Consider the following 13,250-nt stretch of genomic DNA (forward strand, 5'->3'; position numbering starts at 1 on the left):
ATAAATCTTTGGACTTACGTCATCATCCGGTATTAGCAGCAATTTCTCGCTGTTATTCCGAACCCAAGGGCAGATTCCCACGCGTTACGCACCCGTGCGCCACTAGACCCGAAGGTCTCGTTCGACTTGCATGTGTTAGGCATGCCGCCAGCGTTCATTCTGAGCCATGATCAAACTCTCAAGTTGATGAACCTTCCAATCGCGACGGAATAATCACGACGAGAAAGCGATCTCAAGGAGCCGTTCCTGCACAAATTACAAATACTGTGGAATTGTAATAAGGACATATAGGAACGGCCTAATTTAACCGAGCTCCTTGCGCCTTGAACGCAAGACCCGGAGCCGCCGCCCACATGTCCCTTCATCTATACCAACAATGTCAAAGAGCGCAAAAGCCCGACGCCACTCCAAACCCCTTTTTATCGGGGCGATCCGACGCCTGGTTTATGGTGACCGTAAAGGCGAACCGTGTGGTCCGTCGCTGCGGTGGAGCTCATTTAGGTGGGGGGTCCCGGACCGTCAACGGCTTTTTGCAATTTTCTTACAACGCCCAGTGAAAACCGCGGATTTCCGCGGGTTTGCGGCGACCCGGGAGCCCGGCTACCGGCGGCTGCCCCGATCGAATCGGCCACCAGCGGCTCGAATCGCCCCGCTGAGTCGCGCCCGAAGCAGGTCGGGAGGGCCGATTCACGGCACCCGGCGGGAATCGCCCGGAGTCGTTTCAGCGACACGGCGCCGGCCCGTTCCCGCAACGCCGCCAATTTCAGGCCGACTGGATATAGCTCCGCATCGCCTCGGCATCGGCCTCGATCCGGTCGATGCGGTATTTGACGAGGTCGCCGATCGAGACGACCCCGATCACCCGGCCGCCCTCGACCACCGGGAGATGGCGGATGCGCCGCCGGGTCATCAGCGAGAGCGCCCCGATCGCCGCCTCGGACGGGCTGACCGTGATCGCGGGCGAGGTCATCACATCGCCCACCTTGCGATCGAGCGCGCCCGCGCCATGGCTGCTCAGCGCGTGGATCACATCGCGTTCCGAAAAGATGCCGACCACTTGCTGACCGTCCATCACCGGTACCGCGCCGATTCGCCGGTCGGCGAGCAGCGTCACCGCCTCGCCCAGGCTTTGATGCGCGGTGATCGAGATCACGTCGCGTCCCTTGCCGGCCAGGATCGCTGCTATCGTCATCATCCATACTCCCCATGCACGACCCGGTTTGCTCCCGAGTCTCTGAGGCGCTTGAGGATTCCACGTTTGCGGCCATATGGGAAGCATGAGCGAACACGCCTCAGGACTTGATGACCCCGAACAGGCGGCATTTGCCTGGCGCCGCTATCGCCGGATGCTCGGCTGGATGAGCCTGTTCTCGCTTGCATGCGGGCTGGTCGCGGCATTCGGGCTGCAGCAACTCTATGGGCCGCTGTCCTGGGTCGCGGTCGCCGCGGCGATCGGCGGCATCGGCGGATCGGTGCTGATGGCAGCGGCGCTGATGGGGCTGGTGTTCCTCAGCTCGGGCACCGGCCATGACGAATCGGTCGATGCGCGGGATCCCGAAGGCCCCGCCGGTCCGCGGCACGACCGGCCCTAGCTTTCCGGCTCCAGTTTCAGCGCGAAGTCCAGCTTCGCCTCGCCATTCGCCGGGACGATGACGCGCCAGGTCTTCACCCCCTTGCGCTCGATCAGCTTCTCGCTGGATGAGCCGACCTTATAGGGAATCTCCAGCTCGAAAAGCTCCGGCGTGGCGCGCGCATTGGTGACGCGGACCCTATAGGGTTTGCGCCGTTCCGATCCCGGGCGCGCGACGACCGTGTAACGCAGATCGGGGCTCTGCCCGGCGCCGATCTCGACCTCGTCGCCGACCGCGCGGTCGGCAAGCCTGCTTTCGGCGACCAGGATCGGGGCGCCGTCCACTGGCTCGAACAGGGCGACGCCGCCTGCCGGCAAGGGCAGGCCAAGCCCGTTCGTCGCGCGATTCTCGGTGCGCAGCACGACCTCGGCCGGTGCGCTCTCGGGCTCGTCGTCCTTGTCGTAATCGAATTCCTCGAACGCGCCTTTATGGATCCGTTCGAACCGTATGTTCGGCTGATCGATCATCGCGACCTGCTTGCTGCTCTTCGCGGCGACGGTGACGCGTTCGGGAATACGGTAGAGCTTCAGGTCGCCCAGTTCCTCCAGCTTCGCCTTCATCACCACACTGATCGCCATCGGCACCTCGTATAGGCCCTGGCGTCGTCGCTGGGCCGTCACGACGATATCCTCATAGGATTCAGCCGCGACTTCCGATGGCGGCTCAGGCGGAGCAGGCCGATCGATATTCCAGCGCGCATGGGTACTGGTGATGTCCATCGGCCAGCATTGCAGGCGCAGCTCGGGTGGTGGCCCCTTGGGCAGCGCCGCATTGGCTTCCCTGTTCGGCGCGCCCGCGACGGCCTGGGTATGGGCGTCGGCAAAGCCCTGGCTCCCGCCATTGGCGATGGTCATCCAGGCGAACAGGTCGAGCGTCTTCCCGTCCCCACTCAGCCGCGCGACATAATTGGCCGACCAGTCGAAGCCCTGGGCGAGATAGGAAAGCTGCACCGTCGCGGTCGCCGCCACCGCGCTGTCAGTGACGACCGACAGAGTCGGTTTCGCGGAGAGATCGGCCGGCACCCCCGAATAGGAGAGCGCTTCGGGGAGCCCCGAGCAGGACAGAGCCTCGACGCCTTCCGGCGTAGTGAGCAGCACCCCGCCGCCGGGGCCCGACTGGATGATCGCCTCGCCCGTCGTCGTCAGGCCGGTGCGGCGATTGGTACGGCGGAGCGTGACACGGCGCTTGAGATAGGCGTCGACCAGTGCCGCGGGCGAGAGGAGCCGGGCATCGCGATTCTTCTCTTTCACGCCGCGCGGCAGGCCGGTGACGATCGCGCTTTCGGGCAGCATGCCCTCCGACACGCCCTCGAACCGGATCACCGACCGGCCGGCGGGCACGCGGATCGTGCGTGTCTCGGTGATCAACGCATAGCCGCCGGGCCAGCCATTCTGCGCCGCGCGCTCGCCGCGATAGAGCGTAACCGACACTGAATCGACATGGTCCGAGGCGATGATGGCTTGGGCCCCGGCCGAACCAGCGGCGAGCAGGGCGACCGGCGCGAACAGGATGGCCACGCCGCGCATGGTCAGGATTTGAGGTCGAACGTCACGTTCAGCTCTACGGCGCCATTGGCGGGCACGACGACGCGCCACACCTTGCCACCCTTGCGCTCGATCATCGTGTCGCTGGCCGATCTGATCTTGAGCGGCAGGGGGAGCTCGAACGTCTCGGGCGTCGACCGCGCGTTGGTGACACGCACGGTGAAAGGCGCCGTGTCCTTCGTGCGCGGCAGGCTGGTCGTGACATAGCGGACGTCCGGGCTTGCGCCCCCGCCCAGCTCGACCTCCTCGCCGACCGCGCGATCTTTCAGGTTGCTTTCCCCGACGAGCAGCGAAGCGCCGCCGCCCTTCTCGAACACCGCCACGCTGCCCGCCGGCAGCGGCAGGCCGAGGCCGTTCGCCTCGAGATTCTCGGTGCGCAGGATCAGTCCGGCGGGCTGGCTCGGCATCGCGTAAGCGGGCGGCGCGTAGAAGGAACCGTTGAAGTAGCCGGTATAGATGCGGTCGAAGCTCACACGCTTGCGATCGATCATCGCGACCTGCTTGCGGCTGAGCGCGGCGACGGTGACGGGTTCGGGAATGCGGTAGAGCTTGAGGTCGCCCAGATCCTCCTGCTGCGCCATCATCGCGGGCGGTGCCGGGGCGGGCGGGGGTGGCGGAGGCGGCGGCAGCGCCATGGCCATGGGCATCACCTCCATCGACACGCGATCCCTCGCCTCTTCCTCCATCACCATCTCCGGCGGCGGGGGCCGTTCCACATCCCAGGCCGGATACGTGCTGGTGATGTCCATCGGCCAGCATTGCAGGGTCAGCTTGGGCGGGAGGCCCTGGGGCAATTGCGCCGCCGGTTCGCGGTGCAGGCCACCGGCGACCGCCTGGGTCCTGGCGCGGGCAAAGCCCTGGCTGCCGCCGTTCGCGACGGTAAGCCAGGCGAACAGATCGAGCGTCTTCCCGTCATCGGCGACGCGCGCGACGTAGTTGGCCGACCAGTCGAAGCCCTGGGACAGATAGGAAAGCTGCACCGTCACGGTCGCCGCCCTGGCCGTGTCGGTCACGATCGACAGAGTCGGCTTGGCGGACAGATCGTCGGGCACGCCACTATAGCGTAGCGCTTCGGGCAGGCCGGAACAGGAGAGCGCCTCGACGCCGGCCTCGGTGGTCAGCAGCACACCGCCGCGCGGGCCCGACTGGATGACCGCTTCCTCGGTCCTGGCCTTGCCGGTGGCGCGGCTGGTGCGGGTGATCATCACCCGGCGCTTGAGATAGGCATCGACCAAGGCGGCCGGCGACAACAGCCGGGCATCGCGATTCTTCTCGTTTACCGGCCGCGGGAGGCCGGTGACGATCGCGCTTTCGGGGAGCATGCCTTCCGCCACGCCCTCGAACCGGATGATCGAACGGCCGGCGGGCACGCGGATCGTGCGCGTCTCGGTGACCAGGGCATAGCCGCCGGGCCAGCCGGGCCGGATCGCGCCTTCGCCCCGGCCCGGCTCGCGGTAGAGCGTCACCGACACCGCATCGATCCGGTCGGATTGCACGATCGCCTGCCCCGCCGCGGGCGAGGCAGCGAGAAGCGCCATCGGGAAGGCGAGACGCCGCACCGTCAGTACCGCGTGTCGAACACCACGTTCAGCGACGCCTTGCCATTGGCCGGCACCGGCACCTTCCATTCCATCCGGTCGGCGGAGATGCGTTCGCCGGTGATGGTCTGATCGGTCACGCGCACGTCACCCCACAGCCCGTCCTGCGCCAGATCGACCGTTACCGGTTCGGGCCGGGCATTGGTGAAGTCGTAGCGCATCGTCGTGCGCCAGCGGCTCGACGACAGGCGCTTGCGCTCGACGATCACCGCCGCACCCTTCACGTCGAACGCGTCGCCGGTGCGGATCGACATCTGCGATCCCATCGGTGTCGCCGGGATGCGGTTCTCGCCGATGAACTGCGGGTCGCCGCGCGCATCGCGCATATAGACGCGGATCGTGCCGGCCGGGAGCTGATCGCCGAGCCCGCCGCTCTTCGAGGTCGAGAATTTCAGCACGGTCGAGGCGCTGCGCGGGTCGGCCGTGGTGCCAAGCCAGCCATTGATCCATTCATAGGCCTTGCGCGCCGGCGCGCCCTTCACGTCGAGGAAGCTGACCTGCTTCTGCTGGGCATTGGCGATCGTGGTGCGATCGCTCAGCGGGTAGAGATAATAGTCGCCGAGCCGCTCGCGCGTGCCCGTCTCGGTGCCGGCCTGGTCGATCGCGCCGCCCCCGAGCCGCTCGAAGCTGCCGGGGTTGCGATTGGGGTTGCCGGCGACGAGCAGCACATCAGCATTGCTGTAGGTCGTGCCGGTGCTGTTCGTCAGCGTGACCCAGCCCTGCACGTCGATCGCCCCCTTGGGCTCGTCGAACAGCATGACATAGTCGCTGGTCCAGCCGAGCCCGGGCGTCAGATAGGACAGCGTCGCGGGAATGCGCCCGGCGCGCGCGACTTGGAGCGTGACCGACAGAGTCGGCCGGGCGCGCAGATTCTCCGGCACCTTGTCGAACACCACGCGCACCGGCAGCCCGTCGTCACGCAGCACCTCGATGCGGTTGCCGATCTGCAGCACGATGCCGCCATTCGCCGCCAGCACTTTCGCCTGTTCGCGCGTCTCGGCGCCGGTCGCGGGATTGGTACGGACGATGGTAACGACCGATCCGACCGCCTTTTCCATCAGCTTGTCGGGCGAGAGCAGGTCGAAATCGAAATTCTGCTCGACGATGCCGATGCCCGGCCCGCCGAGCGTGACCGTCTCAGACCGGATCTGCGCCGAGACGTCGGGGAATTCCTGGCGCGTGCGGCCCGCGGGCAGATCGAGCTGGCGCACGTCCTGCACCAGCGACTGGCCGTTCTGATAGATGGTGACCGACAGGTCGCCCTGGGCGCTGGGGCCCGTCGGCAAGGTCGGTGTCGTTTGCGCCGCAGCCGCCGAGGGCAGCGCCGTCAGCGCCAGCAAGGTCCAGAACCGCATCCCCGTCCTCCCAGTGTTATGAAATATCATCTTAGCCGGGCGCTGCCCGGCGTCAACCGCGGATCCATGGTCTCGAACGCCCTCAGCGGCGGATGCTGCTGGGAGGATATTATTCCACCGTCTGTTCGATCACCCCGAAGATCGGGTGGTGCTTGTCGTCCTCCACCCAGATGCGGACGGTGTCGCCCTTTTTCAGGAATGGCGTCGCCGCGGCGCCGCCCGTGATCGTCTCGACCATGCGCACCTCGGCGATGCAGCTATACCCCACGCCGCCACCGGCGACCGGCTTGCCCGGGCCGCCGCCCGAATCGCGATTGGAGACGGTGCCCGAACCGATGATCGTCCCCGCCCCCAGCGCCCGCGTCTTCGCCGCATGCGCGATCAGCGTGCCGAAATCGAAGGTCATGTCCTCCGCGGCTTCGGCCCGGCCGAATGCCTTGCCGTTGAGATCGACCATCAGCCGACGGTGGAGCTTCCCGTCCTTCCACCATTCGCCAAGCGACTCGGGCGTGACGAACACCGGCGAGAAGGCGCTGGCCGGTTTCGACTGGAAGAAGCCGAAGCCCTTGGCCAGCTCACCGGGAATCAGGTTGCGCAGCGACACGTCGTTGGTCAGGCCGACCAGCAGCACCGCCTCGAGCGCCTGCTCGCGGCTCGCGCCGAGCGGCACGTCGCCGGTGACGACCACCACTTCGGCTTCCATGTCGCAACCCCAGCTTTCGTCCGCCAGCGGGATCGGGTCGCGCGGCCCGAGAAAACCGTCCGAGCCGCCCTGATACATCAGCGGATCGTGCCAGAAGCTCTCGGGCATCTCGGCGCCGCGCGCCTGCCGGACCAGCGCGACATGATTCACATAGGCCGAGCCGTCCGCCCATTGATAGGCGCGTGGCAAGGGCGCCGCCGCGCCATGTTCGTGGAAGCGGCGCATCGGGATCATCTCATGCTCGAGATCGGTCGCGAGGTTCCTGAGATCGGGCAGCAGCCGGTCCCAGTCGTCCAGCGCCGCCTGCAGCGTGGGGGCGATGTGCCCCGCATCGGCATACCAGGCCAGATCGTTCGAAACGACGACAAGCTTGCCGTCGCGTCCATGCTTTAGGCTGGCCAGTTTCATGCACTCTCCTGTGTTTGCGCCGAGCATAGTCCGATCGCTCGGGCTGTCGAGCGCCAGCGAGCTTGACGTTCGCGTAAACTGCCCGCAACCTCTCCCGAAACAGACCAGGAGAGAAGAATGTCCCTCGACACCGTGCAAGGCCGCTTTGCCTATACCGAGGATCACGAAGCGTTCCGCCAAAGCGTGCGCAGCTTCCTGCAAAAGGAAGCCGTTCCCCATGTCGCCGCGTGGGAAGAGGCGGGAATCGTCGACAAGTCGATCTGGACCAAGGCCGGCGCGATCGGGATGCTCTGCCCCACGGTGCCCGAGGCCTATGGCGGGCTGGGCCTGGATTTCGGCTATAACGCGATCATCGACGAGGAGATCAGCTATGCCGGGACGCCGCTCGGCTTCTCGCTCCAGTCCGACATCGTCTGCGACTATATCGTCCAGTACGGCTCCGAAGAGCAGAAGAAGCAGTGGCTGCCGCGCCTCGTCTCGGGCGAGACGATCACCGCGATCGCGATGACCGAGCCGGGCACCGGATCCGACCTGCAGGGCATCCGCACCAGCGCGAAGAAGGACGGCAATCATTATGTCGTCAACGGATCCAAGACCTATATCACCAACGGCCAGAATGCCGACCTGATCCTGGTCGTCGCCAAGACCGATCCCGACGCCAAACCTGCGTACAAGGGCATGTCGATCATCCTGGTGGAGAGCGACCGAGAAGGCTTCAAGCGTGGACGCAACCTCGACAAGATCGGCCAGGACGCGGCCGATACCTCGGAGCTGTTTTTCGAGGATGTGCGCGTGCCGATGACCAATTGCCTGGGCGAGGAAGGCAAGGGCTTCATCTATCTGATGAGCCAGTTGCCGCAGGAACGGCTGTCGATCGCGGTCGGCGTACAGGCGTCGGCGCAAAAGGCGTTCGACGAGACGGTCGCCTTCACCAAGGAGCGCAAGGCCTTCGCCGGCGTGGTGTTCGATTTCCAGAACACGCGTTTCGTCCTCGCCGATCTGAAGGCGAAGCTGCAGGTCGGCTGGGCGCATCTCGACTGGGCGATCAAGCGGCACCTCGCCGGCGAGCTGACCCCGACCGAGGGCGCTGCGGCCAAGCTATGGCATAGCGAGCTGCAATGGGAGGTGATGGACAAATGCCTCCAGCTCCATGGCGGCGCCGGATACATGAACGAATATCCGATCGCGCGGGCCTGGCGGGGCGCGCGGGTCAGCCGGATCTATGGCGGGACGAACGAGATCATGAAGGAGCTGATCGGGCGATCGCTCTGAGGCGTCAGCGCGGCGCGACCGCCCGGAATGCCTCGCGCACCCTGGCATCGACCATCGGCTTGCCCAGCACGATCGCCGGTGGGCCGCAGGTCGTGCAGGCTTCGGGCGTGGCGGTGATGAAGATCACCGGGAGCGGTCCCATCTCGTCCTGGATCAGCTCTACTGCATGCGGCCCGGTGCCCTCGCGCAGCATCACGTCCGACATGATCACATCGGGCCGATGCGCGCGGGCGGCATCGAGTGCCTCGCGCTCGGTTTCGGCGAAGGAAAAGGTGGTCGCTCCGGCCAGTTCGAGCATCTCTTGAAGATCGAGCGCGATCAGCGCTTCGTCCTCGATGATCAGCACATGGCACACGGGCGGTCTCCCAGACCCATGGTAACGTACCACATCGACAAACGGGTACAGGCCGGGAGCGGTATTTTCAGGCCAGCGGCATCAGGAAAGTGAAGCAGGTCTGCATCGGCGACGACGCGACACGGAGCGATCCGCCATGCGCCCGGGCGATTTCCGAGGCGATATAAAGGCCGAGACCGAGACCTGCCTGGTCAGGCCGCACCGCACCGCGCGCGAAGGGCTGGAACAGGCGTTCGATCGCGGCGGGCGGAATTTCCTCGCCGGCATTGCTGACCGACAGCTCGAGGGCGGCGCCGTGCGTCACAGCGCGTACCAATACGGGCCGATCGGCGGCGCCGTGAGTCAGCGCGTTGCCGAGCAGGTTGGACAGGAGCTGCGCGATCCTGCCCCGGTCGCAATCGACGTCGGCATCGAGCTCGATCACTGCCTCGACCTTCTGGTCCGGATGACTGGAGCCCAGTTCGTCGATCACCTGGCGCAGCACGGGTTCGAGCTGCACCGGCGCGCGCTGAAGCGTGAGTCCGCCGCCGAGCCGCCCGCGCGCCAGGTCGAGCACATTGTCGATCAGCCCGGCCATGCGCACCACGCTGCTCTGCATCAGCGCCAGCACCATTGCCGCCTTTTCGGGCGACGGGTCGCGCGCGAGAAGCCGCGTGCCCGCGTCGATCGAGGCCAGCGGATTGCGCAGGTCATGGCCAAGCACCGCGATGAACTGTTCGCGCAACTCGGCGGTCTTGCGCTCGTCGAGCAGGATCGCCGCGCTCCGCTCGATCTGGGCCTGGGCGTCGAGATGGAAGGCGATCATGTCGGCGAACATGCGGAACATGCCGATCGTCTCGGGATTGTTCAGCCGCGCGGGGCGCGGGTCGATCGCGCACAGCGTGCCGAAGAAGCGGCCGTCGGGCAGCAGGATCGGCATCGAGATATAGCTCTGGAAGCCGTAGGTCGCCGGGGTGTGGTGATGGCGGAATTCGGGATGCTCGGCGACGTGATCGATCACCACCGGCTCGCGGCTGTCGCGGATTTCGTTGCAGATCGTCGTCTCGACCTTCAGCTCGCCGCCCGGCGTCAGCCCGAAGGCGATGTCGTCGCGCACGCTGCAGGCGATCCAGCGATCCTCGGTGACACGCGCGACCGCGGCGAAGCCCATGCCGGTGGTGCGGCACACGACGTCGAGGATCGTCGGAACGGCCTCGATCCGCTCGATCGCCGCGATATCGAGCTCGAACGCCGTCGGCTGAGCAAGGTCCCCCGTCTGCACCGCGCCAGCCTAGGCGCGATCAGGCGCCGCGTCACCCCGCACCATGATGATCCGGATCAAGCGGTTCGCGGCACCGTCGTTTTCGCCACCGATCTTGACTTTTTGCACCGCAACATGCATATGCCGCCCATCGAGGCGTCATGCAGCGTGATCGGATCTTAGGGTCCAAGCTCCGCCTCGGTCGTTTTTAACGGGCTTCCCTTTTCACGCGGGGTGTCATTCTCCCCCGCCACTCGTGCGTCCGCCGGACTCGCGAGCCCGGCTAATATTGGACTATAATTCTCATGTCTTTCGCACATCTCGGCCTTGCCGAGCCGCTCGTCCGCGCGCTCGAAGCCAAGGGCTACACCACTCCCACCCCGATTCAGAAGCAGTCGATCCCGACCCTGCTCGACGGCCGCGACCTGCTCGGCATCGCGCAGACCGGCACCGGCAAGACCGCCGCGTTCGTCCTTCCCTCGATCCAGCGCCTCGTCAACGCGCCCAAGAACGTGCTGCCGACGCATTGCCGCATGCTCGTCCTGGCGCCGACGCGCGAGCTGGCCAGCCAGATCGCCGACAGCGCCCGCGATTACGGCAAGTTCTCCAAGATGTCGGTCGCGACCGTGTTCGGCGGCACCAGCATCAACAAGAACCGCCAGGACATGGCGCGCGGCATCGATATCCTCGTCGCCACCCCGGGCCGCCTGCTCGATCTGATCGAGCAGCGCTTCGTCAGCCTGGCCACGCTGGAGATCCTCGTCCTCGACGAGGCCGACCAGATGCTCGACCTCGGCTTCATCCACGCGCTCCGCAAGATCGTGAAGATGGTGCCGCGCGATCGCCAGACTCTGTTCTTCTCGGCGACCATGCCCAACGCGATCCGCGAGCTGGCCGACCAGTTCCTGAAGGACCCGGCGACCGTGAAGGTCGCGCCGGTGTCGACCACTGCGGAGCGCGTCGAGCAATACGCGACGCTCGTCAACCAGTCGGAAAAGCAGGCGCTGCTCACCATCCATCTCCGCAACCCGGAGATCGAGCGCTGCCTCGTGTTCACCCGCACCAAGCACGGCGCCGACCGCGTCGTGAAGCTGCTCGGCCATGCCGGCATCGCCGCCAACGCGATCCACGGCAACAAGAGCCAGCCGCAGCGCGAACGCGCGCTGGGCGAGTTCAAGTCGGGCAAGGTCAAGGTGCTGATCGCGACCGATATCGCCGCGCGCGGCATCGACGTGTCGGGCGTGAGCCATGTCTTCAACTTCGAGCTGCCCAACGTACCCGAGCAATATGTCCACCGCATCGGCCGCACCGCGCGTGCCGGCGCATCGGGCGTCGCAATCAGCTTCGTGGCGGATGACGAGCGCGCCTATCTGCGCGACATCGAGAAGCTCACGCGCGTGAAGCCGACCCCGATGCCGCTCCCCGAGGGCTTCACTGCCGAGGCGGCGAAGATCAAGGCACAGCGCCCGGCCGGATCGGACGACGATCGTCGCCGCGACGATTCGGGCCGCCACCGTGCGCCGCCGCGCGCGACTCACGCTGCGCGCCCGACCGGCGCCCGCCCCGAGGGCCAGGCTCGCCCGCAGGGCGCGCGTCCCGAAGGTGCCGGCCGTCCCCAGGGCGCTCGCCCCGAGGGTGGTCGTCCCTACAATGCAGGTCGCCCCAATGGCGGCGGCCGTCCGGGCGGCCAGGGCCGTCCCGGTGGCGGCGGTCGCCCCGGCGGCCAGGGCCGCAACCATTCGGGCGGCGGTCGCCGTTCGCCCGCGGCGGGCTGAAGGATATAGCGACGGCGGGACAGATGTTCCGCGCTCCAAGCCCCTCCCCCACCCGCTGAAGAAGCGGGTGGTCCCCCTCCCCGAGCAAGCTCGGGGAGGACTAAGAGCTGCGCCGCTCCAGGCTTACCGACAGCGCCAGGATCGCCAGCCCGCCCAGCGCGAGCGCGCAGCCGACCCAGCCGGTCGACGTCCAGCCGAACCCCGCCGCGATCGCCAGCCCGCCGAGCCACGGACCCAAGGCATTCGCCACGTTGAACGCGGAATGGTTCAGCGCCGCCGCCAGCGCCTGCGCGTCGCCCGACACGTCCATCAGCCGGGTCTGCAGCACCGTGCCCAGCGCGCCGCCGCATCCGATCGCGCAGACGTCGATCAGCATCGTCCAGAAATTCTGCGCCGCGAGCGGATAGAGCGCCAGCGCCACGAGACTCCACACCAGCAGCGCCGCCGCGGTCGGCATCAGGGCGCGGTCGGCGAAGCGCGGGATCACCAGATTGCCCGCCGTCATGCCCACACCGAACACCATCAGCGCGACCGGCACCATCAGCGGCGACACGCCGGTGACCTCGGTCAGGGTCGAAGCGAGATAGGTATAGACCGCGAACAGCCCGCCGAATCCGATCGCGCCGATCCCGAGCGTCAGCCACACCTGTCCACGCTTCAGCGCATCCAGCTCGGCGAGCGGGCTACGCGTCCGGTCGGGCAGATCGCGCGGGGCGTAGATCGCGACAAGCGCCGCGGTCAGCAGCGCCAGCGCGCCGACAATGGCGAAGCTCCAGCGCCAGCCGATCGTCTGGCCGAGGAAATTGGCCAGTGGCACCCCGGCGATCGTCGCCACCGTCAGCCCGAGCAGCACGCGCGCCACCGCCTGGGTGCGCTTGCCCGGCGGTACCAGCGACGCCGCGACCAGGGTCGCGATCCCGAAATAGGCGCCGTGCGGCAGGCCGCTGAGGAAGCGCAGCCCCATCATCATCGTATAGCTCGGCGACAGCGCGGTCAGGACGTTGGCGACCGCGTAGAAGCTCATCAGCAGGATCAGCAGGGCACGGCGCGACATGCGCGCGGCGAGCACCGCGATGGTCGGCGCCCCCACCACCACGCCCAGAGCATAGGCGCTGATGACATGGCCGGCGGTCGGCGCGTCGATGTGCAGATCGCGCGCGAAATCGGGAACGAGACTCATCGTCGCGAATTCGGTCGTGCCGATCGCGAAGCCGCCGACCGCGAGCGCGAGATGCGTCAGGCCGACACGGTGGGCCGGGGCGGCGGGTTCGGCGAGCAGCGCCGGCGCGGTCGGATCAAGCATCGGCCACAGGTGGCGATGCTGCAGTGCAGCGTCAATTGCAGAGTTGGGACTACGGCAGGCATTGGG

11 protein-coding genes and 1 rRNA gene (1 of these 12 only partly in view) are annotated in these 13,250 nt (G+C 66.9%); 3 read left to right on the top strand and 9 right to left on the bottom strand.

Annotation, left to right across the window (positions count from 1 at the left end; genetic code table 11):
- Both ACZ1I2_RS24010 and ACZ1I2_RS24015 read right to left on the bottom strand, forming a co-directional pair.
- Positions 1-186: ribosomal RNA gene (locus ACZ1I2_RS24010) — 16S ribosomal RNA — on the bottom strand; it reaches 1,299 nt to the left of the window's first position.
- 577 nt (positions 187-763) lie between these two features.
- Entirely contained in the window at positions 764-1,192 is a 429-nt protein-coding gene (locus tag ACZ1I2_RS24015) for a CBS domain-containing protein (protein ID WP_465171699.1), read from the bottom strand.
- Positions 1,193-1,277: 85 nt separating this feature from the next.
- Between ACZ1I2_RS24015 and ACZ1I2_RS24020 the strand changes: the two genes are divergently transcribed.
- A complete protein-coding gene (locus tag ACZ1I2_RS24020; protein WP_465175565.1) occupies positions 1,278-1,592 on the top strand; it encodes a hypothetical protein in 315 nt (104 codons plus the stop codon).
- Here the strand turns inward: ACZ1I2_RS24020 and ACZ1I2_RS24025 are convergent.
- From ACZ1I2_RS24025 to ACZ1I2_RS24040, 4 genes are all read right to left on the bottom strand, one after another.
- Positions 1,589-3,157 (bottom strand): DUF4139 domain-containing protein, encoded by a 1,569-nt coding sequence (locus tag ACZ1I2_RS24025; protein WP_465175564.1) that lies wholly within the window; start codon positions 3,155-3,157, stop codon positions 1,589-1,591. The two genes, ACZ1I2_RS24020 and ACZ1I2_RS24025, sit on opposite strands and share 4 nt — an antisense overlap.
- 2 nt (positions 3,158-3,159) lie before the next feature.
- Positions 3,160-4,734, bottom strand: a complete 1,575-nt coding sequence (locus ACZ1I2_RS24030) for a DUF4139 domain-containing protein (protein WP_465175563.1) — start codon at positions 4,732-4,734, stop codon at positions 3,160-3,162.
- 2 nt (positions 4,735-4,736) lie between these two features.
- Positions 4,737-6,128 carry a DUF4139 domain-containing protein gene (locus ACZ1I2_RS24035; RefSeq protein WP_465171695.1) on the bottom strand — a complete coding sequence of 464 codons (1,392 nt, stop codon included), beginning with the start codon at positions 6,126-6,128 and terminating at the stop codon, positions 4,737-4,739.
- A gap of 109 nt (positions 6,129-6,237) precedes the next feature.
- Positions 6,238-7,239, bottom strand: coding sequence for a fumarylacetoacetate hydrolase family protein (locus tag ACZ1I2_RS24040; RefSeq protein WP_465171694.1), 1,002 nt, complete (start codon positions 7,237-7,239; stop codon positions 6,238-6,240).
- Between the two features lie 117 nt (positions 7,240-7,356).
- Here ACZ1I2_RS24040 and ACZ1I2_RS24045 point away from each other — a divergent pair, with 117 nt between their 5' ends.
- Entirely contained in the window at positions 7,357-8,511 is a 1,155-nt protein-coding gene (locus tag ACZ1I2_RS24045) for an acyl-CoA dehydrogenase family protein (RefSeq protein WP_465175562.1), read from the top strand.
- A gap of 4 nt (positions 8,512-8,515) precedes the next feature.
- Here ACZ1I2_RS24045 and ACZ1I2_RS24050 read toward each other — a convergent pair whose 3' ends face one another.
- Both ACZ1I2_RS24050 and ACZ1I2_RS24055 read right to left on the bottom strand, forming a co-directional pair.
- A complete protein-coding gene (locus tag ACZ1I2_RS24050) occupies positions 8,516-8,866 on the bottom strand; it encodes a response regulator (RefSeq protein ID WP_465171692.1) in 351 nt (116 codons plus the stop codon).
- 67 nt (positions 8,867-8,933) lie between these two features.
- Complete coding sequence (locus ACZ1I2_RS24055) at positions 8,934-10,127, bottom strand: GAF domain-containing sensor histidine kinase (RefSeq protein WP_465175561.1); 1,194 nt, start codon at positions 10,125-10,127, stop codon at positions 8,934-8,936.
- A 284-nt stretch (positions 10,128-10,411) separates the two neighbouring features.
- Between ACZ1I2_RS24055 and ACZ1I2_RS24060 the strand changes: the two genes are divergently transcribed.
- A complete protein-coding gene (locus ACZ1I2_RS24060) occupies positions 10,412-11,881 on the top strand; it encodes a DEAD/DEAH box helicase (RefSeq protein WP_465171690.1) in 1,470 nt (489 codons plus the stop codon).
- Between the two features lie 100 nt (positions 11,882-11,981).
- Here ACZ1I2_RS24060 and ACZ1I2_RS24065 read toward each other — a convergent pair whose 3' ends face one another.
- On the bottom strand, positions 11,982-13,184 hold the full coding sequence (locus ACZ1I2_RS24065) for an MFS transporter (protein WP_465175560.1): 1,203 nt from the start codon (positions 13,182-13,184) through the stop codon (positions 11,982-11,984).
- Positions 13,185-13,250 lie beyond the last annotated feature (66 nt).

This window comes from Sphingomonas sp. BL-S-29 (assembly GCF_055521495.1).